25 protein-coding genes are annotated in these 23,876 nt (G+C 72.9%); 10 read left to right on the top strand and 15 right to left on the bottom strand.

The features are described 5' to 3' along the window. Nucleotides 1-36: 36 nt before the first annotated feature. Complete coding sequence (locus JNO44_RS07410) at nt 37-933, bottom strand: alpha/beta fold hydrolase (RefSeq protein WP_205362413.1); 897 nt, start codon at nt 931-933, stop codon at nt 37-39. A gap of 43 nt (nt 934-976) precedes the next feature. Continuing rightward, nucleotides 977-1,771 carry an alpha/beta fold hydrolase gene (locus JNO44_RS07405; RefSeq protein ID WP_205362411.1) on the bottom strand — a complete coding sequence of 265 codons (795 nt, stop codon included), beginning with the start codon at nt 1,769-1,771 and terminating at the stop codon, nt 977-979. A gap of 163 nt (nt 1,772-1,934) precedes the next feature. Here JNO44_RS07405 and JNO44_RS07400 point away from each other — a divergent pair, with 163 nt between their 5' ends. After that, nucleotides 1,935-2,831 carry a LysR family transcriptional regulator gene (locus JNO44_RS07400; RefSeq protein ID WP_205362409.1) on the top strand — a complete coding sequence of 299 codons (897 nt, stop codon included), beginning with the start codon at nt 1,935-1,937 and terminating at the stop codon, nt 2,829-2,831. A gap of 59 nt (nt 2,832-2,890) precedes the next feature. Here JNO44_RS07400 and JNO44_RS07395 read toward each other — a convergent pair whose 3' ends face one another. Together JNO44_RS07395 and JNO44_RS07390 are read right to left on the bottom strand one after the other, a co-directional pair. After that, on the bottom strand, nt 2,891-3,583 hold the full coding sequence (locus JNO44_RS07395; protein WP_205362408.1) for a response regulator: 693 nt from the start codon (nt 3,581-3,583) through the stop codon (nt 2,891-2,893). Continuing rightward, the gene (locus JNO44_RS07390; RefSeq protein WP_205362407.1) at nt 3,580-5,211 is read right to left on the bottom strand and encodes a sensor histidine kinase; all 1,632 of its coding nucleotides are present in this window, start codon (nt 5,209-5,211) and stop codon (nt 3,580-3,582) included. The genes JNO44_RS07395 and JNO44_RS07390 overlap by 4 nt, the downstream gene beginning before the upstream one ends. 243 nt (nt 5,212-5,454) lie before the next feature. Here JNO44_RS07390 and JNO44_RS07385 point away from each other — a divergent pair, with 243 nt between their 5' ends. Genes JNO44_RS07385 through JNO44_RS07375 form a run of 3 tightly spaced genes read left to right on the top strand, consistent with a single transcriptional unit; the run spans nt 5,455 to nt 8,213 of the window. Further along, nucleotides 5,455-6,270, top strand: coding sequence for an ABC transporter ATP-binding protein (locus JNO44_RS07385; RefSeq protein ID WP_205362405.1), 816 nt, complete (start codon nt 5,455-5,457; stop codon nt 6,268-6,270). Beyond that, nucleotides 6,260-7,135, top strand: a complete 876-nt coding sequence (locus tag JNO44_RS07380) for an ABC transporter permease (RefSeq protein ID WP_205362404.1) — start codon at nt 6,260-6,262, stop codon at nt 7,133-7,135. Before JNO44_RS07385 ends, JNO44_RS07380 begins: the two co-directional genes overlap by 11 nt. A gap of 46 nt (nt 7,136-7,181) precedes the next feature. Further along, complete coding sequence (locus JNO44_RS07375; protein WP_205362403.1) at nt 7,182-8,213, top strand: ABC transporter substrate-binding protein; 1,032 nt, start codon at nt 7,182-7,184, stop codon at nt 8,211-8,213. Between the two features lie 158 nt (nt 8,214-8,371). Here JNO44_RS07375 and JNO44_RS07370 read toward each other — a convergent pair whose 3' ends face one another. Together JNO44_RS07370 and JNO44_RS07365 are read right to left on the bottom strand one after the other, a co-directional pair. Then, nucleotides 8,372-8,536 (bottom strand): hypothetical protein, encoded by a 165-nt coding sequence (locus JNO44_RS07370; RefSeq protein ID WP_205362402.1) that lies wholly within the window; start codon nt 8,534-8,536, stop codon nt 8,372-8,374. 12 nt (nt 8,537-8,548) lie between these two features. Then, on the bottom strand, nt 8,549-9,097 hold the full coding sequence (locus tag JNO44_RS07365) for a flavoprotein (protein WP_205362401.1): 549 nt from the start codon (nt 9,095-9,097) through the stop codon (nt 8,549-8,551). 116 nt (nt 9,098-9,213) lie between these two features. Between JNO44_RS07365 and JNO44_RS07360 the strand changes: the two genes are divergently transcribed. The 3 genes from JNO44_RS07360 to JNO44_RS07350 all read left to right on the top strand — a co-directional run bounded on the left by JNO44_RS07360 (nt 9,214) and on the right by JNO44_RS07350 (nt 11,220). Beyond that, on the top strand, nt 9,214-10,401 hold the full coding sequence (locus JNO44_RS07360) for a helix-turn-helix domain-containing protein (protein WP_205362400.1): 1,188 nt from the start codon (nt 9,214-9,216) through the stop codon (nt 10,399-10,401). A 104-nt stretch (nt 10,402-10,505) separates the two neighbouring features. Next, the gene (locus JNO44_RS07355) at nt 10,506-10,880 is read left to right on the top strand and encodes a DUF6415 family natural product biosynthesis protein (RefSeq protein WP_205362399.1); all 375 of its coding nucleotides are present in this window, start codon (nt 10,506-10,508) and stop codon (nt 10,878-10,880) included. A gap of 157 nt (nt 10,881-11,037) precedes the next feature. Beyond that, nucleotides 11,038-11,220, top strand: coding sequence for a hypothetical protein (locus JNO44_RS07350; RefSeq protein ID WP_205362398.1), 183 nt, complete (start codon nt 11,038-11,040; stop codon nt 11,218-11,220). Between the two features lie 97 nt (nt 11,221-11,317). On the opposite strand, the gene JNO44_RS07345 is transcribed toward JNO44_RS07350, so the two are convergent. The 7 genes from JNO44_RS07345 to JNO44_RS07315 form a co-directional block, all read right to left on the bottom strand. Beyond that, nucleotides 11,318-12,106 carry a hypothetical protein gene (locus JNO44_RS07345; protein ID WP_240167470.1) on the bottom strand — a complete coding sequence of 263 codons (789 nt, stop codon included), beginning with the start codon at nt 12,104-12,106 and terminating at the stop codon, nt 11,318-11,320. A gap of 188 nt (nt 12,107-12,294) precedes the next feature. Continuing rightward, nucleotides 12,295-13,365, bottom strand: coding sequence for a trypsin-like serine peptidase (locus tag JNO44_RS07340; RefSeq protein ID WP_205362395.1), 1,071 nt, complete (start codon nt 13,363-13,365; stop codon nt 12,295-12,297). A 49-nt stretch (nt 13,366-13,414) separates the two neighbouring features. After that, nucleotides 13,415-14,563 (bottom strand): trypsin-like peptidase domain-containing protein, encoded by a 1,149-nt coding sequence (locus tag JNO44_RS07335; protein WP_205362394.1) that lies wholly within the window; start codon nt 14,561-14,563, stop codon nt 13,415-13,417. Then, nucleotides 14,560-17,748, bottom strand: coding sequence for an AAA family ATPase (locus tag JNO44_RS07330; RefSeq protein ID WP_205362393.1), 3,189 nt, complete (start codon nt 17,746-17,748; stop codon nt 14,560-14,562). The genes JNO44_RS07335 and JNO44_RS07330 overlap by 4 nt, the downstream gene beginning before the upstream one ends. Then, nucleotides 17,729-18,841, bottom strand: a complete 1,113-nt coding sequence (locus JNO44_RS07325) for a hypothetical protein (protein ID WP_205362392.1) — start codon at nt 18,839-18,841, stop codon at nt 17,729-17,731. Before JNO44_RS07325 ends, JNO44_RS07330 begins: the two co-directional genes overlap by 20 nt. Before the next feature lie 125 nt (nt 18,842-18,966). After that, nucleotides 18,967-19,938 carry a thioesterase domain-containing protein gene (locus JNO44_RS07320; RefSeq protein WP_205362391.1) on the bottom strand — a complete coding sequence of 324 codons (972 nt, stop codon included), beginning with the start codon at nt 19,936-19,938 and terminating at the stop codon, nt 18,967-18,969. A 168-nt stretch (nt 19,939-20,106) separates the two neighbouring features. Beyond that, complete coding sequence (locus JNO44_RS07315) at nt 20,107-20,295, bottom strand: DUF6381 family protein (RefSeq protein ID WP_205362390.1); 189 nt, start codon at nt 20,293-20,295, stop codon at nt 20,107-20,109. Nucleotides 20,296-20,545: 250 nt separating this feature from the next. Here JNO44_RS07315 and JNO44_RS07310 point away from each other — a divergent pair, with 250 nt between their 5' ends. The 3 genes from JNO44_RS07310 (at nt 20,546) to JNO44_RS07300 (ending at nt 22,804) form a co-directional block, all read left to right on the top strand. Then, a complete protein-coding gene (locus tag JNO44_RS07310; RefSeq protein ID WP_205362388.1) occupies nt 20,546-20,716 on the top strand; it encodes a hydrophobic protein in 171 nt (56 codons plus the stop codon). Nucleotides 20,717-20,726: 10 nt separating this feature from the next. Further along, complete coding sequence (locus JNO44_RS07305) at nt 20,727-21,524, top strand: VOC family protein (RefSeq protein WP_205362385.1); 798 nt, start codon at nt 20,727-20,729, stop codon at nt 21,522-21,524. 323 nt (nt 21,525-21,847) lie between these two features. After that, entirely contained in the window at nt 21,848-22,804 is a 957-nt protein-coding gene (locus tag JNO44_RS07300) for a hypothetical protein (protein ID WP_240167469.1), read from the top strand. A 140-nt stretch (nt 22,805-22,944) separates the two neighbouring features. Here JNO44_RS07300 and JNO44_RS07295 read toward each other — a convergent pair whose 3' ends face one another. Beyond that, nucleotides 22,945-23,181 (bottom strand): hypothetical protein, encoded by a 237-nt coding sequence (locus JNO44_RS07295; RefSeq protein ID WP_039638547.1) that lies wholly within the window; start codon nt 23,179-23,181, stop codon nt 22,945-22,947. Nucleotides 23,182-23,359: 178 nt separating this feature from the next. Then, the gene (locus JNO44_RS07290; protein ID WP_420882743.1) at nt 23,360-23,836 is read right to left on the bottom strand and encodes a DUF6328 family protein; all 477 of its coding nucleotides are present in this window, start codon (nt 23,834-23,836) and stop codon (nt 23,360-23,362) included. Nucleotides 23,837-23,876: the final 40 nt, after the last annotated feature.

Here is a 23,876-nt window from a genome sequence, read left to right as displayed (position 1 = left end):
CGGGGGCGGGGACGGGGGAGCGGAGCGGGGCCGGACCTATCCGGGCATCGCGACCGTCGACAGGTCCGGGGCGTCCTCGGTGTCGGGGGCCGGTGCAGTCTCGGTCGCCTCGGTCTCCTCGGCGGCGCGCCGCTCGTCCAGGAACGCGGCGATCAGGGCCGCGAATCCGGCCGGGTCCTCGCCCGGGGCACCGTGCCCGGCGTCGACCTCCTGGTAGCGGGTGTGCGGGATCCCGGCCAGCAGCGCCTGCTGCTGATCGGCGCCCATGATCCGGTCGTGGGCGCTGGCCAGCACCAGCGTCGGCGCCGTGACCCGGTCGAGCAGCGGCCGCAGGTCCACCGACAGGTCCACCTCGATCTGCCGGGCGGTGCCGGGTGCCAGTGCGGCGGCCAGCGTCCGCACCAGTTCCTCGTTCGCCGCGGTGTCGGTCCGTTCCCAGTACCGGGGGCCGAACGCCATCAGCGGCAGCATCCGGGCGAAGTGCGCGGTGCCGTGCTCGGCGTCGGTGCGCAACAGGTCCAGCCAGTAGGTGAATTCGGCGCGCAGCCGGGAGTCGGTGCGGACCCAGCCGGCGTGCAGGACCAGCGAGCGGATCCGCCCGGGGTGGTGGGCGGCGAGGTGGGTGGCGATCGCGGCGCCGAGCGAGTGGCCGACCAGGTGGAAGCGGTCCAGGCCGGCGTGGTCGGCGGCGGCCAGCACCTCGTCGGCGAGGTCCGCCAGGGTGAGCGGGCCGCCGTGGTCGGTGGTGTCGCCGGAGCCCGAGTAGTCCGGCGCGACCACGGTGAAGCGGTCGGCGACGGCTTCGGTCAGCGGCAGCCACTGCTGGCGGGTGGCGCCGGTGCCGTGCACCAGCACCAGTCCCGGGCCGGTCCCGGTGCGGTCGTACGCGACGCTGGCGGCGCCGCCGGCGAGGGGTACCTGGGTGACGGGCATGGTGGTCTCCTTCGAGGGGGCGGGGTGGAGTGGGGCGGGATGTTCAGGAGTGGGCGCGGGCCGCGGCCGGGGCGATCCGGGCGAGTACGGAGCGCAGCGCGGCGTTGAACTCGTCCGGGCGCTCCTGCTGCGGCATGTGGCCGGCGCCGGGGATGACGCCGACCTCGGCGCCCGGCGTGAGGGCGGCGCAGGTCCGGGCCACCTCCAGCGGGATCGAGGTGTCCAGCTCGCCGTGCAGGTAGTGGATCGGCACCTGCAGCCCGGGCAGGAGCGGCCGCGGGTCGTAGCTGCTGGCGGAGACGAAGTGCTGGTCGATGTGGACCCCGGAGTCCAGGATCTGCCGGACCGTCCAGTCGACGAGCGCGGGCGAGGTGCCCGGCGCGTACCACCCCGGGACCCAGCCGGCGAGCGTGCCGGCCCGGTCCAGGCGCAGGCCCGCCATCAGCTCCGTCATCGGCATCCCCGTGGACGGCCAGTACCCCGGTCCGTCCACCGCGATCACACCGCTGATCAACTCGGGCCGGCGCACACCCAGTTCGGTGCCGAAGGTGGCGCCGATCGACGAGCCGACGACCACCGGCCGGTCCAGGCGCAGCGCGCCGATGAGCGCCACCAGGTCGCTGACCACGCCGGCGGTGGTGTTGCCCCGCAGCGGGCGGGCCGACCGCCCGCAGCCCCGCCAGTCGACGGTGACCACCCGGTGGTCCCGGGTGAAGTCCGGCAGCTGCGCGCCCCAGACCCGGCCGCTGGTGCCCCAGCCGTGCAGGAGCAGCAGCGCGGGGCCGGTCCCCTCGTCCTCGTAGTAGAGGGTGGTGTCGTTGACGTCCAGGTACGGCATGGCGGACTCCTTCGGCCTTGCGGCTCCCTGCGGGCCGCGCGGTGTGTGAGGTCCTCAGCCAACCGCGATCACCTCCGCCGACCAATGGGCGATCCGCGCCTACACTCATCGCGTACGGTGATCAATGCAGGCGGTGATCGATGCGAACGGCGAACGGGGGGCCATGGAGATCCGACAGCTGCGCTACTTCCTGACGGTGGCGGAGGAACTGCATTTCGGGCGGGCGGCCGAGCGGCTGCACATCGTGCAGTCCGCGGTCAGCCAGCAGCTCCGCCGGCTCGAACGCGAGCTGGGCACGGAGCTGTTCGCCCGCTCCACCCGCGTCGTCCGGCTCACCGAGGCCGGCGACCGGCTTCTGCCGTACGCCAGGGAGATGCTCGCCCTCCAGGCCCGGGCCCGGGAGGCCATCGACGAACTACGCGCCGAACGGGCCGCGACGGTGCGGCTCGGCAGCAGCTCGGGACTGGGCGCGCGGCTGGACGCCCTGCTCGCCGCGTTCGACCGTCGCGCCGGCCACGCCCAGCTGGAGCTCGTCACCGGCAGCACGGAGGAACGCCTGGCGAAGGTGCGCGCCGGCGACCTGGACGCCACCCTCCTGCGCGGTGAACGGACCGACTCCGGGCTGGAGTTCCTGCCGCTGTGGCAGGACGCGCTGATGGCGGCGCTGCCCGCGCGGCACGAGCTCGCCGCGCGGGAGAGCGTCGAGCTGTCCGGGCTCGCCGGACTGCCGCTGCGACTCTCCCCGCGCACCCGCAACCCCGCGCTCCACGACCTGGTCATGCGCTCCTGCCGGGAGGCCGGCTTCGAGCCCGTCCAGGGACCGGAGTTCACCAACGCCCAGGACACCCTCGCCGCCATCGGCTACGGCAAACCGTCCTGGACGGTCTTCTACGCCCCGCACGCCGACCAACTCCCGGTCCCTGGCGTGGTGTTCCGCCCGCTGAGTGGGCCGGCGCCGGTCATGCGGGCCTATCTCGCGGTGCGGACCGGACCGCCCGGCGTCGGTCTGCGCGCCCTGATCGAGGCGTGCTACGAGGCCGCGGAGGATGCCGCGCCCTAGGGCCTGTGTCACACTCCCGCCTGCCTCGCGGGCGAACGACGGGAGTGTGACGACAGGCCCTAGCTCGCGCGGGCCCGGGTGTACCGGTGTTCCGGGCGCCCGGTGTCGCCGTATTTGAGGGTGAGGCTGATGCGGCCGGTGCGTTCGAGGTGCTTGAGGTAGCGCTGGGCGGTGGAGCGGCTGACGCCGGCGCGCTCGGCGACGTCGTGGGCGGAGAGCGGCAGCCCGGCCTCGTCCAGGATGCGGCGGATCAGGTCGACGGTCGCCGCCGAGTGGCCCTTGGGCAGTTCGGTGTGCGGGGAGTCCGGGGTGCGCAGTGCAGCGAAGATCCGGTCCACCTGCTCCTGGCCGGCCTCGCCCCGGCCGCCGACGCCCTCGACGGTGCGGCGGAGCGCGGCATAGCCGTCGAGCTTGGCGCGCAGCCCCGAGAAGCCGAACGGCTTGACCAGGTACTGCAGGGCGCCGTACCGCATCGCGGCCTGCACCGTCGCCACGTCCCGGGCCGCGGTCACCATGATCACGTCGGTGTGGTGGCCCATCTGGCGCAGCCGCCGCACCAGGGTCAGGCCCGTCTCGTCCGGCAAGTAGTGGTCGAGCAGCACCAGGTCGATGTGGCCGCGCTCCAACGTGGCCAGCGCCTGGGCCGCGGTGTGGGCGCGGCCGACGACCCGGAAGCCGGGCACCTGGGACACATACGCAGCATTGATCTCCGCGACGCGGAAGTCGTCGTCCACGACAAGGACATCGATCACGGTGACTCTCCTGTGGCCGTCATCTGGGGGTGGAGGTCGGGCGCCAGGGCCTCGGGCAGGACGACGGTGAAGACCGCGCCGCCGCCCGCGCGCGCGGTGACCCGGGCCATCCCGCCGTAGCGTTCGGACAGCCGGCGCACCAGCGCCAGGCCGAGCCCCCGGCCCCGGGACGCGACGGTGGCGGTTTTGGTGGACCAGCCCTCGGCGAAGATCCGGTCGCGCATCTCGGGCGGCACGCCCGGCCCGGTGTCGCTGACCCGGACGACCGCGGTGCTGCCCTCGGCACGCAGCTCCACCTCGACGAACGGTTCGGCGCCGCGGCGCTCGGCGGTGGCGTCCAGCGCGTTGTCGATCAGATTGCCCAGGACCGTGACCAGGTCGCGCGGGTCCACCACCGCGTCCGGCAGCAGCGTGGCGGACGACACCCGCAGCGCGACGCCGCGCTCGGCGGCGATCGCCGCCTTGCCGACCAGCAGCGCGGACAGCAGCGGGTCGTGCACCCGCTCGGCGATCTGCTCCGCGGACGCCCGGTGGGCGCTGGCCACCTCGGCGACGAACTCCACCGCCATGTCGTACCGGCCCAGTTCGAGCAGCCCGCGCACCGTGTGCAACTGGTTGGCGTGTTCGTGGTCCTGGGCGCGCAGTGCGTCCAACAGGCCCTGGGTGCTGTCCAGTTCCCGGCCCAGCAGCTCCAGTTCGGTGCGGTCCCGCAGGGTCACCACCGCGCCCCCGTCCCGGGTGGCGACGCGGTTGGCGACCAGCACCCGGCCGCCGCTGATCGCCAGCAGGTCGCCGCCGGCCACCCGGCCGGCCAGCACGTCGGTGGTACGGCCCGGCGGCAGCACCTCGTCCAGGGCCCGGCCGGCGGCGCTGGCGTCCAGGCCCAGCAGCCGTCCCGCCTCGTCGTTCACCAGCCTGATCCGGCCCCGCCGGTCGAACGCCACCACGCCCTCGCGGATGCCGTGCAGCATCGCCTCCCGCTCGTCCAGCAGCGCGGAGATGTCGGCGGTGGCCACCCCGTGCGTGCGCCGGCGCAGGCTCCGGGCGACCACCACCGCGGCCAGCACCCCGGCCGCCAGCGCCGCGCCCGCGTACCGCAGCAGCCCCGGGATGGTGCCGAGCAGCAGGCCGTGCACGCTGTCGTAGGCGATGCCGACCGAGACCGCGCCGACGATCGCGCCGTCGTCGTCCCGCAGCGGCACTTTCGCGCGGGCCGACCGGCCCAGCGTGCCGGTGTCGATCTGGCGGACCTCCTTTCCGGCCAGCGTCCGGCTGGGGTCGGTGGAGACGTGGTGGCCGATCTCCGCGGCGTTGGTGTGCGACCAGCGGACCCCGCGGGTGTCCATCACGACGACGTACAGCGCCCCGGTCGACCGCCGGATCCGCTCCGCGGTGGACTGCACCGGGCCGCGCGGGGCCGGCACGGTGGCCTTCACCTCGTGGGCCAGCTGCGGGTCGGCGGCCGTGGTCTGGGCGATGGCCAGGGCCCGGCGCATCGCCTGGTCGTCCAGGGCGTGGCCGAGCGGGGCCAGGAACAGCCCGGTGGCCAGCACCATCACACCGGTGGTGATGACCAGCTGCGCGGTCAGGACCTGCGCGAAGACGCGACGGGGCCAGTGGATCCGCATGCGGTCCCCCCTGTCTCGGCCGGCCCTCCGCGGGATGCGGAACCGACGCCTTCCGTTCATGACGCTGTCTGTTGATCTCGTGTGAACGCAACGTAAGCCGCCGCGGCCCGGCTGCCCAGCCCCCGTCGAACTTTTGTTGTTCTAGCGTGAGCAAAATGGGCACAACAGGGTTTGCGCGCAGAAAGACGGCTTGCGCCCACAAGGCTGCCGCGGTGGCCCGGCCCGCTCCTAGCCTCCCGGTCCATGAACAGCCACACGAGCCCCGCCATCGAGCTACGGGGCGCGAGCAAGACCTTCCGCACCCCCTCGGGCGGTCTGCACACCGCCGTCCGGGACCTGGACCTGACCGTGGAGCGCGGCGAGTTCGTCGCCGTCGTCGGGCCCACCGGGTGCGGTAAGTCCACGACCCTGACGCTGGTCAGCGGCCTGGAGGAGCCCACCGAGGGCGAGGTGCTGGTGGCCGGCGAACCGGTCCGCGGCATCGGCGACAAGGTCGGCTTCGTCTTCCAGCAGGACGCCGTCTTCCCCTGGCGGACCGTGCTCTCCAACGTCATGGCCGGCCCGCGCTTCCGCGGCGTCCCCAAGACCGAGGCCAGGGAGCGGGCCCGTGAATGGCTCGCCCGGGTCGGCCTGGCCGCCTTCGAGGACCGCTATCCGCACCAGCTCTCCGGCGGCCAGCGCAAGCGCGTCGCGCTCGCCGCGACCTTCGTCAACGACCCCGAGATCCTGCTCATGGACGAGCCGTTCTCCGCGCTCGACGTGCAGACCCGGGCCCTGATGTCCGACGAGCTCCTCGACCTGTGGTCCGGCACCGGCGCGTCCGTCGTCTTCGTCACCCACGACCTGGAGGAGTCGATCGCGCTGGCCGACAAGGTCGTGGTGATGACCGCCGGCCCCGCCACCGTCAAGGAGGTCTTCACCATCGACCTGCCGCGGCCCCGCCGGGTCGAGTCGGTGCGGCTGGAGCCGCAGTTCGTGGAGATCTACCGGGAGATCTGGTCCTCGCTCGGCGAAGAGGTCCGGATCACCCGCGAAAGGGGTGCCGCCCGTGTCGCCTGAGACCGTCGCCGCACCGGCCGCCACCACCGAGGCCGGTGTCCCGGGCGAGCGCAGCCAGGCCCGTGCCCGCGCCGCCCGCAACCACAAGATCCTGGTCTACGGCACCCGGGTCGCGCTCCTGGTCGCACTGCTCGCCCTGTGGGAGGGGCTGGCGCGCGCCGCCGTCATCGACCCGTTCAACTTCTCCATGCCCTCGAAGATCTGGGACCAGATCAGCCAGTGGGCGCTGAACGGCACCCCGCAGGGCCCCCTGATCGAACAGGTCTGGTACACCCTCTACGAGGCGCTGCTCGGCTGGGTCATCGGCGTCATCGGCGGCGTCGTCCTGGGCATCGCGCTCGGCCGGATCCGCTTCCTGGCCGATGTGCTGGGCCCCTACATCAAGGTCCTCAACGCGCTGCCGCGGATCGTCCTGGCCCCCATCTTCCTCATCTGGTTCGGCCTCGGACCGGCCTCCAAGGTGGCCTCCGCCGTCGTCCTGGTCTTCTTCCCGGTCTTCTTCAACGCCTTCCAGGGCGCCCGCGAGGTCGACCGCAACCTGGTGGCCAACTCCCGGATCCTGGGCGCCAGCAGCCGCCAGGTCACCCTCCAGGTCGTCATCCCCTCCGCCACCTCCTGGATCTTCACCAGCCTGCACGTCAGCTTCGGCTTCGCGCTGATCGGCGCCATCGTCGGCGAGTACATCGGCGCGACCAAGGGCCTGGGCCTGTTGGTCTCGGCCTCCCAGGGCACCTTCAACGCCGCCGGTGTTTACGCCGCCATGGTGATCCTCGCGGTCGTCGCCCTGCTCGCCGAAGGGCTGCTGGCCTTCCTGGAGAAGCGGCTCTTCCGCTGGAAGCCGGCCGACGCCGGCGACGGCCGCTGACCCCCGTACACCCGCCCGCACCGCCTCACCTCACAAGGACGTGACCATGCGCACCCCGCTCAAGATCTCGGCCGCGGTCGCCGCCACCGCGCTCGCCCTCACCGGCCTCACCGCCTGCGGCGGCTCCTCCTCCGGCTCGGCCGCGGACGCCGGGGACGGCCGGATCCAGATCATGGTCGGCGGCCTGGACAAGGTCATCTACCTGCCGGCCCGACTCACCCAGCAGCTCGGCTACTTCAAGGCCGAGGGCCTCAACGTCACCCTGCTGACCGAGCCCGCCGGCGTCCAGGCCACCACCTCCCTGATCTCCGGCGACGTCCAGGGCGTGGTCGGCTTCTACGACCACACCCTGGACCTGCAGGCGAAGAACAAGCAGGTCGAATCGGTGGTGCAGCTCGCCCACGCGCCCGGCGAGGTGGAGGTGGTCTCCACCAAGGCCGCCTCCGAGATCACCTCGCCCAAGGACTTCACGGGCAAGAAGCTGGGCGTGACGGGGCTGGGCTCGTCCACCGACTTCCTCACCAAGTACCTGGCGGTCAAGAACGGTGTGAAGCCCGAGGAGATCACCCCGGTCGCGGTCGGCGCCGGCCAGACCTTCCTCTCCGCCATGGAACAGGGCTCGATCCAGGCCGGGATGACGACCGACCCGACCGTCGCCCAGGTCGTCAACAAGAAGATCGGCAAGGTGCTCGTCGACCTGCGCACCCCGGAGGGCTCCCGGCAGGCGCTCGGCGGCCCCTACCCGTCGTCCAGCCTCTACATGAACACCGACTGGGTGAACAGCCACAAGGACACCGTGCAGAAGCTCGCCAACGCCTTCGTCAAGACCCTCAAGTGGATGTCCACCCACACCGCCGAGGAGATCGCCGAGAAGATGCCCGCGGACTACGCGCAGGGCGGCAAGGAGCTGTACGTCCAGGCCATCAAGGACACCCTGCCGATGTTCACCAAGGACGGGGTGATGCCGACGGACGGACCGGCCACCGTCGAGCGGGTCCTCAAGGCGTTCAACCCCACCCTGAAGAACGCCACCATCGACCTGAAGAAGACCTACACCACGGAGTTCGTCAAGAAGTGAGGGAGTGACGGGGTGAGGGCGCGCCCGGGCTCCGGATCCCGGCCCGCCGACATCGCCGCCGGGCGTCCTCACCCTCTACCGGCGCCGTACCTGACTCGCCAGCGTCCCCAACTCCAAGGCGCCCCGCTCTGCTTCGGCAGGGCGGGACGCTTCGTTGTTCAGCTTGTGGGCGTGCGGGTGTGCACGGAGTTCGCCCGGGCGGCGAGCCTGCGCCCGTACTCGGCCTGTTCCTCGGACGACAGGGCCCGACCGGCGCGGGTCACCATGAACTCGTGCGTCCACTCGTTGGCCTCGGCGGTGGTGTCAGGGACGCTCGTGGCCACCGTAGTTGAATTCTACGGCCATCGACTGACAATCTGCTCGATTGCGGCAAATGCGAGATGCCACGGGTATCCCTCGGCTCGCCGTTCTCCTGGCTGGTTCGGCTCGAACCCGCCGGATCCGTACAGCACGGTCACACCGGCCCTGCGCAAGGTGGCGATTGACTGGTCGAACTGCGGGTGCTGTACGTAGGCGGCGTTGACGCACGGCATGGTCACCGTGGGGATGGCCTTGCCGATACCTTCGGCGATCACGCCGACGACGAAGTGGTGAGTGAGTCCGAGCGCCCAGTGGTTCAGGGTGTTGAAGGTGGCTGGGGCCACCAAGATCACGTCGGCTTTCGGCCAGACGTCCGACTCGCCTGGCATCTTGTACTCGGACCGCACGGGGCGGCCAGTCACCTCGGCGAGATCGCCGACATCATCGGCCAGCCAGCGGGCGGCCGTGGGCGTCAACCCCACGCACACCTCGAATCCTTCAGCCTGCGCCCGCCGCACTACCTCGGGGAACTCGCGAACGGGTGGCGCGGCGGATCCGAACAGATACAGGACAGGGCGCGTCATGCACTCATCCCACCACAAGCAACCGTCCCCGGTCCGTCAAGAGTCGGGGCGGAGTGCTCACCCGCCCTCCCCGCGGCGGGTATGTTCCAAGTGGCTGCAAGGAACTGGAGACCCGTATGGCTTCATTCGACGGTGAGCACGCCGGCGCCCGGATCAAGGAGCAGCGCCGACTCGCTCAGCTCACGCAAAGGGAACTCGCCCAGTTGCTCCCGTACTCGTACAGCCTGCTGAACCAGGTGGAGTGCGGCGCCAGGCAAGCCACACCCGATTTCGTGGCGGCCGTCGCAAAGGCGCTGCGGGTAGACGTAACCGCTCTGACAGGGCAGCCGTACGTGACCGAACTCCAGCAAGATCGCCTCGCCGCGCTCGTGCGGCCTATCCGTGAGGCTCTGGACATCTACGACCTGGGGGCGGACCCGGACGTGCGTCCCCGGCCGGCGCGCCAACTCGTCGCCGAGGCAGACCAAATGTGCCGTGCTGTGCGTGCGACACACCTGCGGAAGGCCGCAGCCGACCTGCCCCTGCTGATCACGGAATTGACCACTGCGGCGTGGTCTGCCCCGACGACAGCACTGTGGCAGGCGCTTGCGTCGGCCTACCGCACCGCGCACGACATCTCGGTGAAACTCGGCTACTACGACTTGTCGAGTGTGGCTCTGGATCGCATGGCCTGGGCCTCCGAACGCGCATCGGATGCCTGCCTGGCTGCGGTTCGCCAGTACATGCGCGCGCTGGTCTATTTCCGTGAGGGCGAATACGTGATCGGTCGGCGTCTCATTCGAGCGGGACACGTACTTATCGAGGGCATGGACACCCGCGAATCGATCGCCGTCGTCGGGCAACTGCACCTGGGTGCCTGTGTGATCGCGGCGCGCGCCGGGGCCTGCAACCAGGCTGCGGTGGACTCACACTTGGAGCAGGCCGCTGTCTGTGCAGATCGGACGGGGGACGCGAGCGAGGTGCACTGGCTCAGCTTCGGGCCGACCAACGTCAAGCTGCATCGGATGAGCGCGGCAGTGGAAATGCGCCTGTACGACGATGCATTGGGGCAGGCACGTGAGATTGCCCTGCCCGCCGGCCTCGCAACGTCCCGTCGAGCCCACTACCTGATCGATCGGGCCCGCTCCGAGGCCGAGACCGGGCACGCAAAGAGGGCCTTGGCCAGCCTCGTTGAGGCACGAAAGGCTGCGCCCGAGCAGACGCGTTACCACCCCGGCGCACGGGAAACGATCAGCAGCCTGGTGCACCAGTGGCGCCAGACCCCGAACACGCTCGGCAACATGGCAGCGTGGGTGGGCATGTAGTCCTTCGCCGCGACTGCCACGCTCACAAAACCGTGAGCATTGTGCGTACCGTGCTCTGCCACGGTTGGCCTTGTACCTGATGGCCGACGGAATGGGGCACGGTGATGCGAGCCGACCTCGCGCAAGTGACCGGGGCTGCACCCCTGGAACAAACGCCGATCGACGCTGACTCGATCAGCGAGACGATCCGCCAAGCCCTCCACTTCGGCTCGGTCCGGCCGAGCCGGGACGAACGTGCCGCAGTAGATGAGATTCTGCGCGGGCACGTGCGGCTGCTTCTCGGTGATGTCCGAGCGGCAACCGAGCGGCAGCGCCACAGCTTCGAGGCCGAGCAGTTGCTCAAACGGATGGAGCGGATCGAGCAGCACATGGTCCACCCCTTTGGCCAGGGCCTGCTGACCGCGGACGCCGAGGCGCACCAGCGTGCCCGGGACTGCCAGTGGCTGCTCGCCCACCACACCGCGAGGGTCGGCTGGTGACCGAGGGCGAGTCGGAGCACCGGCCCCCTCACGTCGCCGATGAGTCAGCGGAGGTACGGCCGGGCTATGTGCTTCCCGGCGTGACGTTCGTCCCGGCAGACAAGGTCCGCGCCTGCCCGTTCCGTTGCGAGCGCTGCCGCACATCAGGGAGGCAGCCATGAGGACAGGGACCGTCGGCCGGGACGTGCTCACCGTCCATGAACTCATCTGGGCCGGTGACGCCCTGCGGCCCAGATGCGGAGACGCCGGGCTGGAGGACGAGGCGGTCGAGTGGCGCCGCTCCGTGAACTGCCCCGAGTGCCTGCGCTGCACATTGCCGCCCTCGGCCTGTCTCCGATAACCCCCGGCGTCGTAGCCGCCGGGCGCGCTCCTCACGGCGGGTCCAAAGCCCCCTCGGCCCCAGCCCCGTCTACGAAAAGGCAGCCGGCCCGCCGGGGTCAGGTGCGGAAGCCCATGTGCACATGGTCCCGGTGGGTGGCGTCCGAGAAGAACTGGCCGGCCGTCCCGCCCGACAGCAGGAACGGCCCGCCGACGTTGTAGGACCCGGCGGCGGCCGCCGCGCGCATCACCGACTCCACCAGCCGCCGCGGTGTCGCCGGATCGACCACCGCATGCCCGTCGATCCGCCACACGTCGACCGCCCTGCCCCGCGGATGATCACTGGGCCGGTCGGTGCCGAACACCTTCAGCGGATGCCCGGACCGCACCACGCTCACCGCCAGCCGGTGCTTCCGCGCCAGCTCCAGCAGCGCCTCCAGCACGCTGGTGTGCACCTCGCCGCTGCGCACGTCCGCGGCCGCCGCGGGCGGCAGTTCGATCGCCGGGCCTGCGGCCAGCACCCGCCGCGCCGCCTCGCCCGGCGCCGCCGCCGGAGCCCCGGGCGCCGCCGGGTGCAGCGCCGTCACCGTCCAGCGCGGGTGCGCCCGGCGCAGCCGGACGTCCACCGTCGTCCCGCCCGCCACCACCGTGCCGTCGGCCCGGCGCACCCACTGCCGGCACACCACCAGCACGCTCGCCGCATCTGTCAGGATCCCCCCGTACTGGGCGTCCACCACCTCCAGTACGGCTTCCGTGCCGCCGGGCCGGAGCGGGCCCGCCTGGTCGACCAGCGCCGGCTCCAGGCCCAGCGCCCCGACCCGCGCCATCGCCGCGTCCCGCTCTCCGGACGGCCACGCCCCGATCGACCGGACCAGTTCCACGGCCCGCGCCTTCACCTCCGGCTGCACGTCACCCGGACTCGGTTGCCAGGCACCGATCGCGGGCAGCCGCGGAGCCGTCCGCGTCGCACCGGGCCGGGCCGTCGACGGTGCTTGCGCCGGCTCTCCGCCCGTACACCCGGCCACTCCCCACAGGACCGCGGGCGCCGCCTTGAGAAGGGCCCGCCGCGGGGGCCGTCCGCCGCCTTGAAGCAGGCTCATACGAAGTTCACCCCTCCCCGCACCAGCAGCGGGTCCTCCACCAACTGCCACAGCGGCACCGCGTAGTTGCCCAGTCCGTACCGGCCGCCGAAGTGCAGGCCGAGGACGCGGTGGTCGGTGAGGTCGATGACCGGGGAGCCGCTGTTGCCGCCCAGGGTGGAGCAGTCGTGGCGCATCACATCGCCCTCCGCCTCCAGCCCGGTGGTCATGCCCGGCTGGAGGCGCTTGACGTTGTAGACGTCCATGAAGATCCGGCGCATGGACTCCGGCTCGTTGCGACGGCCGTCCCAGGCCGGATAGCCGACGCAGTACACCGGGTGCCCCGGCAGGTCCGCGGGCGCGTCCGCGGCGACCGCCAGGGGAGTGGGCAGCGCACTGCCGCCCAGGTACGGGGCGATCCGCAGCAGGGCCAGATCGACGTCCTCATGGATCCCCAGGACCTCGGTGACCTCGTACGACGGTCCGCCGTCCGCGGGCTCCTGGCCGGCCTCGTACTCCTCGCCGAGGTCCAGCGCGGCGCCCAGCCCCTGTTGGAAGGCCCAGCCCTCGCCCGCGCTCCGGGCGAACTCCACCGCCACGTGGCGGTTGGTCATCACCGTCTCCGGCCCGACCAGGAACCCGGTGCCCAGCCAGTCCAGGCTGATGTGCCCGGAGACCTCCACCCGGCCGACCCGGGCCAGGGACTCCCGGATCGCCGCCCGATGGCCCTCCAGCACCGCCCAGTCGCCCTGCTGCGGCGCGAAGTCGTGGTGCTGGACGAGGATGGCCGGGCGCCCCTCCAGCAGGACGATCGCCTCCATCCCGAAGGACTCGTCGTCGCTGATCTCGTCGGCCCGCCCCTCGGCGAGCTTCTCCAGACCGCTGGCGCCGGCCGACAGCACCCGGGTGCGCTCCTGCCGGGCGTACTGCGAGATCTGCCCGGCCGGCGCTTGCGCCGCGGGCAGCTCCACGGCGGACTCGGGTTCCTCCCAGGACAGTTGGTCCCGCACCCGCGCCGCCACCGCGTGCAGATCGGAGAAGACCCGCTCGGGACCGGTCGCCACCGGTGATCGGCTCCGCTTGTCCATCTCGTCCTCCTCGGTCGGGTCGGCCGGGCCGTGGCGCCGGTCGGCCGGCTCAGCCCCGTTCGTCGCCCTGTGCCGCGGTGATCTCGGCGTGGACGTCCGGGGCATGGGTCTCCAGGTGGCGCAGCACGCTGGTGATTTGGGTGCCGACGTTGACGAACGCGGTCGTCCGTCCCTGGAACAGCACGTCCTCCACCCGCCGGGTCCCGCGGTGCAGCGCCACCACCCGCCAGTCGTCGGTGAGGACGGGGGAGCCGGAGGAACCGCCGCGGGTGTCGGTGAAGTAGCGGACGTCGTGCTCGTCCGTCTCGTAGACCAGGTTGTTGCGCAGCGCCACCCGCTTCGACTGGCCGCCGGGGTGCTGGATGATGTTGACCGCCACGTACTCGCCGTCGGCGACCTCCAGCGGGCGCCGGGCCAGCTTCAGCACCGGGCGGTCGGGCGGCGCGGACAGCCGCAGCACCGCATAGTCCAGATCCGGGTCGGCGGCGACGAGTTCGGCGACCTCGACCTCCTCGGCCGCGGAGTCGTCGAGGTAGCCGGATTCGCTGTCGTAGCCGAAGCGGGCGCGGGTGTGCCGGGCCTGGAGCCGCAGGTCCTCGGGGGCGGCCAGGGGGCGTTCCGCGCCGGTCCCGGTGCGGGCGTTGACCACGTGGTGATTGGTCATCAGCAGGGCGGGGGCGATCAGCCAGCCGGTGCCGGCGTGCGGGAAGCCGTTGGGCTGCAGCGGGGCGCCGTCCTGGTACGGCGGCACCTTGAGGCGGGCGACCGCGGTGCCGGCCAGGTCGCCGCCGCGCAGGAAGCCGATCGGGACGGTGTCGTCGCGGTGGACGATCTGCTCCTTGATCTCGGGCGCCGGGCGGTCGGCCAGGATGTCGGGTTCGCCGCCGGCGCGCCGGGCCACCTCGTCCAGGGCGCGCTGGAAGACCTTCAGCGGCTCGGCCTCGGTGGTCTGCGCCACCGCGTTGCGCAGCCAGATCTCCAGCGGGACCGAGCCGTCGACCAGCCGTTCCACCTGGTTCATCTGGGCCAGGTCGGAGTGCAGTTGATGCATCGGGGCGGCCAGCATCGGCAGCGTGCCGCGGTATCTGGGCATGATCCCGTCGAAGAGCAGCGGGCGCACGCCGGGGTCGGTCAGCCCGCTCTCCAGCGCCGCGTCCCGCAGTTGGAGGATCTCGTCCGGGGAGAGATAGGCGGTCATCGGCGCTCAGGCCCGGCCGGGCCGCTCCTTCCGTCCGGCCGGCGGCGCCCGGCCTGTGGTGCCGCTGCCCCGTCGGGCGCCCCGTCCGGCGTCGTATGGCCGTGGGTCCCGACGCCCATCGCCGCGGCGACCCCGGCGACGAGTTCGCCGCTGCGGTCGGGGACCGACAGCAGCCGGCGGGCCAGCGCGTTGAGGGTGCCGCGGTCGCGCGCCAGCCGCAGGATGCCGGTGATGCCGGTGGGGCGGGAGGGCGGGGCGGGGCGTGCGGGGGCCTCGGGGGCCGCCGTGGTGCCGGCGGTGGGCGCGCGCGGCCCGGTGGGCACGGGGCTCGGTGCCGGTGGACCCGGCGTCTGCGGCGCCGGCGTCGGCGATTCGGATCGCGGCGGTGCCCCGGACGGCCCCGCGGCCTCGTCCAGGATCCCCATCACCGGCCCCAGCAGCGCCGGTTGTCGACGGGTCGCCCGGCACATCGCGGCCCCCAAGGTGTCCAGCGTCGCGTCGTCGGTCGGCAGGCCCACCACGTCCAGGGCGTGGGACAGCGCACCGGGGTCCTGGCCGTAGATCTGCGAGGCGACGGCGCGCACCAGCGCCGGCTGGTCGGCCAGCACCTTGTCCGGCAACTCCCGTAGCTGGGTGGCGAGTTGGCGGCCGGCCTGGGCGCCGGAGCGGGCCGTGTCGCGGCTGGCGGGCAGCCGGGCCCGCGCCAGCCGCACGCCCATCGCCTCAAGATCCTGCCCGAGGTCCACCGCGACGTCCTCGGCCACCCGCAACTGCCGGTCGGCGTCCGCCAGATCGCCGGCCTCCTCGGCCAGCCGGGCGCCGAACAGCAGCAGCTCCAGCCGCCGCTCGGCGCAACCGGCCCGCTCCGCCTGCCCGATGGCCTCCGCCACGCCCTTGCGAGCCTCGTCGCGCCGCCCGAGCCGGTTCTGGGCGTCCGCGCTCAGGGAGTGCAGCGGACTGCACGGCGTCCACGGCCGCCGCTGCCCCAGCCTGGCCAGCGCCGCGTCGGCGAACCCCTGCGCCAACAGGTCCTCCGCCTCGCGGGCCGCGATCCGCTCCCAGTCCTCCTGGTCGGCGGCGGCGGCCACCCGGTCGGGCGCGCCCCTGCCCAGGCGGGCCGTCAACAGCCCCGCGGCCCGCGGCGGCATGTCCTGCTGCGCCCCGGCCAGGAACCGCTCGACGCCGGGCAGCCAGCGCTCCTCCACCGACCGCGGGTCCTCGTCCAGCCGCAGCCGGTGGTAGATCTCCTCGGCGCGCGCCTCCAGCCCCTCGCGCGCCGCGTAGTGCGCCACCGCCCGCCGCTCGACCTCGCGCATCACCTTGCCGTGGTCCCCGTCGGGCAGCCGCAGCATGATCGCGCGGACGTCGCGGCGGTAGCGCACCGCCTCCGGCCCGGCCGGCTCCACCATGTCCAGGCGGCTCAGCTCGGCGAACAGCCGGTGCGCCGCCCCCGCGTCCGTCACCGTCAGCCCGCACGGCCCGGCCAGCACGTCCTGGACGACCTCGGGAGTGATCACCCGCAGCACCAGCCCGGGGCGCGCGAGCCGCCGCACGTCCTCGTCGGCGACATGGCTGAGGATCCGGTCGTAGAGGGCGCCCTGGAGCAGCAGTCGGTCGACCCGGTGGAAGACCTCCGGCCCGCGCTCGGGCAGGCTGCGGATCAGCTCGCCGGTCTGCTCGGCCTCGCTGCCGGCGAGCGCGGCGGCCCGGGCGGCCAGCCGCAGGCTGAGCGGATGCCCGCCGACCCGCTCGGCCAGCGCCTCGGCCACATCGGCGTCGTGGACGCCCAGGGAGTGCAGCAGCGCCACGGCGGCCGGCCGGTCCAGCTCCCGCAGTTCGATCTCGGCCAGCGCCATGGTGCGGGCCGGGTGGCCGACCGGCGCCCGCCCGGAGATGATCATCCGGAACTTCGGATAGACGCTCTGCAGCGCGGTGCAGATCGCCCAGATCCGGCCCAGCACCGGGGAACCGCGGTACTGCGCCTCCTCGAAGGAGTCGACGGCCAGCACGAACGGCGGATCCTGCTGGCCGGCCGCGGCCACCGCGCGCACCAGGACGTCGGCCACCCGCCGGATCAGACCGGTCTCCCGCTCGGTGGCCTGCAGCTGGAACGCCTCCGACGAACTGCGGCCCAGCACCCGGGTGGTGGCCAGCTGGTGCAGCTGGGTGACCCGTTCCTGTTCCTCGCGCTGGGTGGCGGCGGCCTCCTGGCACTCGTCCGCCAGCGCCGCCAGCTCGGCGCCGAACTCCGGGTACTGCACGCAGAGTTGGCGGGCCGCCTCGGCGATCAGGGTGACCGGTTCCCGGATGGAGAGGGTGGGCCGCTGGAAGTCGATGTACGCGAACGGGAACGCCGACGGGCCCCCGCCCGGTCGTTCGCCCTCCGCCCCGGCCACCTGGCCCAGCAGGAACGTGGCCAGCAGCGTGCTCTTGCCCATCCCGCCCGGCCCGTGGATGACCAGTGGCGGTACGAAGGCCGGGCGGGCGTCGTCCTCGCCGGCCGCCGGCGTCCCCTGGTCGGCTCCGGACCCGTGGACGTAGGCGTGCAGTTGGCGCAGTTCCCGGGAACGGCCGTGGAACGGCGTGGCCACCAGGCGGCGGAGCGGCTCCAGCAGCCTGGTCCGGTCCAGGGCGGCCTGCAGCTCGGCAGGGTCCGGGAGGCCGCCGACGCCGGGGATCCGGGAGAGCCACAGCACCGCCTGGAGGGTGTCGGCGAGTTCCTCGGCCGACCGGCGGGCCGGTCGGTCGGCCCTCGCGGGCAGCGTGCCCTGGAGGTAGGCCAGGCAGAGGGCTTCCGGGCCGCCGGGTGCGTCGGGGAACTGCTCGCGGTTGGCCTCCAGGGCGCGCAGGGCGGCCTCGGGCCCGGCCATGCCGTGCAACGCGTCCTCCCTGGCGTCGGGTTTGAGCACCCACGCGGTGCCCCCGCGGCGGTGCCCCAGGGTGGTGCAGTCGTCGAGCAGCGCCAGCACCGCGCCGCCGCTCGGCCGGTCCTCACCGGGCAGCCGCAGCCGCCGCGGGTCGAAGCCGGCGAGCAGGCAGGCGGCCTCGCGATAGGCCCGGCGGCTGCCGGCGACCGCTGCGCGCGAGGGCTCCTCCGCCCGCAGTGCGCGCCGCAGCCGGGCGGCGAACTCCTCGCGCAGCGGGGAGCGGGCCCGACGGCCGGGGTCAGAAGCTGCGGTAGACATCGATGGCCTTCTCCGTCGCCGTGCAGAGCCTGCGCATATAGCTCTCCCCGCCGTCGTCCTGCGCGGCGTGCAGCACCTCCGTGACCGCCTCCTCGACGAATCCGTCGATCTCCGCGGGGTCGGCGTCGTCCAGGCGGGCGGGCCGCGACTCGTGGAAGAGCTGGTCGAAGAAGCGGCGCAGGTCGTCCGGTTCGACGATCCGGGCGGTGTCCCAGCACAGGCTGCTCTGCACGTCGTTGGGGAGCTTGGGCATCGCGCGGCCGTAGCCGAGCAGCACCAGCCGCGGCGCCCGGTCGCCGTGGACGGCGGCGTGCTCGTAGATCGCCAGCGCCAGCTGACCGATGAGGTCCCAGACGTCGGAGTGCGGATCGAGCTTGTCGCACTCGTCGAGCACCAGCCAGAAGCGCAGGTCGGAGGAGGTGGCCAGGCCGACCACCCAGTGCACCGCGTCGTCCAGCGACAGCAGCGGATCGTTGAGCGTGGAGGACGGGAACGGCTGTGCCCCGGCCTGCGGATCGGTGACGAAACCGGCCAGCCGCTGCAGCACCTGCCGCGGGGTGGAGGTGCGGGACAGGGTGACCCGGGCCGGCCGGAATCCCCGGTGCTGCCCGACGTGGCACAGGAAGTGATAGGTGTACGACCGCCCACTGTCCGGTTCGCCGTCCACCAGCAGCACCGACTTCTCCGGGTCGACGACGAAGCGGCGCAGGGTCTCCCGCAGGTCCTCGCGGTCGATGAACGCCTCGGTGCCGCCCTTGAGGACGCGGGTGCCGAAGGGGTCCTGCGTGGCGTGGATCCGGGCGTCCTCGCGCAGGCGGTGCAGGAACTCCGCCGCCTCGCCGAACTCCGGGCGGACCCGGATCTCGTCGATGGTGGTGACCACCTCGATGAGCTTCACCTGGCGCTGGATGTCCCGGCGCGAGGCGGACACCAGCACCCGGGCGTTGTGGGAGCTGATGTTGCTCAAGGGGAGCGCCGCGATGAACTCCTCGTCGAAGTACGGGGCGAGCCGGGTGTACGGGTCGACGACGTTGAGCAGATACCTCTCCAGCCACGTCGTGACGGATTCCCACTCGGTCTCGCGCAACGGCATGCCCGCACCTACCCGGCCGGCCTGCGGGCGGGGACGTCGGCCCGCCCCCGTCCTTCCTCCTCTTTGTCATGCTTACATCCGGTCTGCCCCTGTGCAAGGCGCGGCCCGGCACCGGAAATCCCAGCTCAGGCGGGCTGACCGAAGAGGCGCTGCACCGGCTCCCGGACCGCCGCCTGGGCCAGGTACTGGGTGATCCCGTGGTGGTTCTCGCTGTTGTTGGTGACCAGCGCGTCGGTGATCCGCTCCGGCGGGCCGTACTCCGGCCGCAGGGTGTGCCCGAGCGCCACCAGGTCCCGCAGGTCCGACACATTGCGCCAGGCCCGCACCCCCGCCGGCACCGCGGGCGGCCGCGCCAACCGGTCCCGCACCTCGGTGATCGCCAGCGGCGACCCCAACGTGACCAACAGCGCCACCTCCTGCTCGCGCTCCCGCAGCACCTCGTAGGCGGCCACCGACCCCAGGCTGTGGCCGACGACCACCACGGGCCCCGCGCCCGGCGGCGGCAGCGCGTCCTCGACGACCTGCCGGATCGCCGGCCCCCGGGCGCCGAAGAAGTACGCATGGACGTCCTGGAACGTGCGCCGGACCAGCTCCCGGAACAGCGCGGTCCGCAGCGGCCTGGGCAGCGGCAGCACCTCCAACGGCAGCGCCGCGTCGTCCTCGGTGCCCTCATGGCCGCCGGTCTCCGCCGCGCCCAGCGTCTCCGCGAGATAGGTCATCTCGCGCAGCCAGCCGACCAGCGCGCCCTCCGCCGCCTCCACCGGGGCCTCGGCGGCCCGGCTCTCCGGCGGCGGGGCCCCGGCCTCCCGCCGGGCCTCCTGGACGGTGCGCGCCACGAACTCCTCCGGCGAGTCGAACACCCCGGCCCCCGCCGCGGCCACCGACTCGGTCTCCGTCACCGGACCGCCGTCCAGCGCGTCCACCCGGAAATCCGGCAGGGGCCGCTCGTACTGGAGCGCGGCCCAGTACGCCATGCGGGACGCGTCCGCCATGTCCCGGCCGAAGAGTGCCTGGTCCCACTGTGACTTGAGCAGTCCCGAGCGGACCTTGTTCCCGTTCCCGTGCACATAGACCACGGTGGGCCGCGTGCGGTGCATTCCGCCTCCTGCCGCCGTTCCTCCGCCGCACCTCCTTCCCGGGGACGCGGACGGCGCACCGGCACCCGGCCGTAAGCCACTCGAACAGCCGGGCGTGCGGCGCGCGGCGGTGCGGCCCGGCCGCCGGCGTCCCGAAGTGCTCAACTCCCCTGATCGCAGGGCGAAGGATCACTGCGAGGGGTAGATGTCGCCGCCCCGCATCGCGCTCTCCTGCTCGCTCCGGCTCTGCAGCCGGCGGGACTTCTCCTGGAGGCGCTGCCGCTCCTCGGGATCGCTGGTGCGCTCCGCGGCCTCGGCCAGCTCCTGAGCCTTCTCCCGCATGTGCTGAAGGCGTTCGCGTGTCTCTTCCGATCCCATGACCCGTCCCTCTCGTCCGGTGCCGATACCCGGCAGCCCGGTGACGCGCGGTGACCGGCGTCCGTCCGGGGAAGCCGCTGCTACCAGCGAATCAGGGCCCGCCGCCGTCGGCACCTCGAAACGTCACGCTGCGCCGCTGACCAGGCACGGAAGCGTTCTCGGGCCCGGGGGTCCGGACCGAGAGGGGGCGACCGCGGAAGCGCATAATGGTGGCCAGGTAGGGAACCAGCCTGTCCGGAGGTGGATCCCGATGGCCCCTCTCCTCCTCGTCCTGCTGCTCGTGCTGCTCCTGGCGGGCGCCGGTCTCGTCATGAGGGTGCTGTGGCTCGTCGCCCTCGCCCTCGTCGCCGTCCTGCTGATCGGCTTCCTCTTCCGCACGTCGGGCCCGCGTGGCACACGGGGCCGCCGCCAGCCCCGGTAGGCGGATTCCGATGTCCGCGACCATAGCCCGCAACACCACCGCCGCCATCGGCGGCGCCCCGTGCTGGGTGAGCCTGGTGACCCACGATCTGAAGGGTGCACAAGCCTTCTACGGGGAGGTCCTGGGCTGGACCTTCCGCCCCGGCACGCTGGGCGGCGACTGCTCCATCGCACTGGCCCACGGCCAGCCGGTCGCCGGGATCGGCACGCTGGCGCCCGAGTGGCCTGTCGCCGTCGCCTGGACGCCGTACTTCGCGGTGGAGAGCGCGAACGACACCGCCGCCCGGATCCGCGAGCGCGGCGCCACGGTCGCCGTCGGCCCGCTCGAACTGGGCAAGGGGCGCGGCGCGCTCGCCGCCGACCGGGACGGTGCGGTGTTCGGCCTCTGGGAGGGCCAGACGCTCTCCTGGGCGGTGGGGCAGGGCGCGGCGCCGATGTGCCTGGAACTGCGCACCCGTGACGCCTTCGAGGCGGCGATCTTCTACGGCGAGGTCTTCGGCTGGGCCCCCGACCGCCCCGGCGGCTGCGACATCACCTACGAGCACGACGAGGTCATGGTGCGCGACATGGCGGGGCGCACCGTGGCCGCGCTGCGCGGCGGCGCCGTCGAGGCGGCCCCCGACCCGCACGTCCGCCCCCGCTGGCACGTGTACTTCCCGGTGCACGACATCGAACGGGTCACTGCGGCCGCGGTCGCCGCGGGCGGTTTCGCGCTGCCGGTGACGCCGATGGTGGACGACAGCGGCTGCGAGGCCGTGATCCGGGATCCGCAGGGCGGACTGTTCACCGTCGCCACCGCGCAGGACTGATCCCGCCGGGCCGACACGCCCGGTCGTTCTCCCGTCCCGCGGCGTGTCTCCACCAGATGGCCCGCCAGCATTGGCGCCCGCGGCCAAGAGGGACGTTGGCTGAACCAGAGCAGGCACAACCAGTACGCACAACGCCCGATGAGCGCCGGCGCCTCCGGTGCTCTCACCTCGTTCAGTGGAGTCCCTACATGTCACCTGAACCAGCTCCTCGTGGGGGCCAATCCGATCCGTCCCCGACAGACCACGGCGAACACATTCCGTCCAGCAGCCAGGAGAACGTCTCGTTCCGCACCCTTGTGTGGACGGCGGCCACCACGAGACCGGTGGAGGAAGTCGCCGCCCTCGTGGAACTGCTCAAGCGCAGTGGTGACGACCCCAATCCGGGCGACGAAGCCCTGCGGGTGGCGGCGATGACCCGCCCGGTGAGCGAGCTCGGGCCGCTGCTCGCGATGCTTGGTCAGACCCCGCACACCGCGGAGGCGAGCTATGAGGCGCTGCGTGCGGCGGCGGTGGGTCGATCCGTCGACGAGGTCGTCCAGCTGATCAGGCTGTTCGACCGGGCCCAGGAGGGCCACATCCCCGTCACGGGGGTGTCGGACGGCGACGCCTACTCCGACGGCCATGCCGACACCGCGACCATGGGCACCACGGGTCCGCCCGCCTACAACGACCCCTACGCCGACCCCTACCCCGATCCCTACGGCCAGCAGGCGCCCGACGGCTACCCGGCCGGCGCCCACGGCGAACCGGCGATGCGAGACGGGGCCCCGCCGGAGCCGCCGCCGCGGCCCCAGCGCGCCCCGTGGCCGTCGGCCACCGCGGCACACGGTGGCCGGGACTGGCCGGCGGGCGAGACGCCCGCCCAGGCCGCTCAGGCGGTCGGCGGCGTCCTGCGGTCGGTCCTGCGCTGGCCCGCCGCGGCGGCCCTGGCCCTGTGCGGGCTGAGCCACCTGCCGGTGGGCCCGGTGGAGACCAGCGGAGGCTCGTCGGACGCCATCTCGCTGATCATCGCGGTGGTGTACCTGCTGCTGGCCGGCTGCCTGGCGGTGCGCGACACGGCGGCCATCTGGACCGCCAGCGCCGCCGCCGCGGTCACCGTGATCATCCTGCACGCGCTGTCCCGGGCCGGCGTCCTGGTCCCGCTGCGCAGCAGCCTGGGCGATGCCACGATCTGGCCGGAGCTGCTGGCGGTCGGGCTCGCGATCGTGAGCGCCGGACTCGCCGGTGCCGCGCTGCTTCTGCGCCCGCGCAGGGTGATGCCCGCGACGGCCAGTGTGTGAGCGGCGAGCGGGGTGCGGCGGCCGTCCTTCGGTGACGGCCGCCGCACGCATGTCCGCGCCGGCGCCCATCACCGATGTGACGTTGCGTCAGTTCACGTTCCGTGGCGCGCCGAGCCGCACCGGGCGACCACCGCGCGGCGTCACGCCACGCTGTCGGCCAGCTCGGTGACCCCACGGGTCCGCGCGCAGTGCGCGCAGCAGAAGTAGCGGCCACTGGCCTCCAGCCCGTGCCCCAGGATCCGGCACTGGCAGTTCTCGCAGGTCGGTGCGAGCAGATGCGCGGCGCATTCCACGCAGTCGAAGGAGTGCACCTCGCCGTCGATGCGCACCTCGAATCCCCGCGGGTAGTCGTTCCCGCAGACCTCGCAGACCGTCATGGTGATCCCTCCATCCCGCGGTTCCGTCGACGGCGCCGGGCCTGCGTCCTCCCCGCCGCCCCACCCGGCGCGCCCCACACCTCCCCTCCATCCTCGCACCGCCCCCGCCGGCCCGCAGGGCGCTCAGGGCCGGGTCCGACGGATCAGGGCCGGGCACTCCTGAGCCACTCCACAGGCGCTAGTCCGACGACGAATAGCGGTGCAGCACCCACGCCGGCAGCACGAACCAGCACACCACGAACCACAGCACCAGGGCCGTCACCACCCACGGCGCCGCGCTGCCGTTCAGCGCCAACCGCAGGATGAGCAACAGCGCCGACGCCACCGTGCCCAGCAGCAGCACCACGCCGGTCAGGGCCAACCGCGACGCCCACAGCACGGTCTGCGGTTTGAGCCGGTGCCCGGAGACCAGTCGGTGGAAGGTCACCGTCCCCACCAGCGCACCGGTGGTGGACGCCCCCAACAGCAGGGTGATCACGTAGATGTTCCGGTCCGCCGCGTCGAGCGTGGCGAACCGCTGGGTGAAGACGACGGTGAGCAGGAAGCCGAACAGGATCTGCACGCCGGTCTGGATGACCCGTACCTCCTGCAGGAGTTCGGTCCACCTCCGGTCGGCGCGCTCCTCCTCGGTCTCATTGCGGCCCCGCGGCCAGATCAGCTCCGACTCGCTCTCGTCATCCGGCTGGCCGTTCAGG

The organism is Streptomyces noursei (assembly GCF_016917755.1).
Taxonomy (GTDB): domain Bacteria; phylum Actinomycetota; class Actinomycetes; order Streptomycetales; family Streptomycetaceae; genus Streptomyces; species Streptomyces yunnanensis.
Note: the sequence above shows the minus strand (reverse complement) of the source record. Positions and strands in the feature narration are given on the sequence as shown.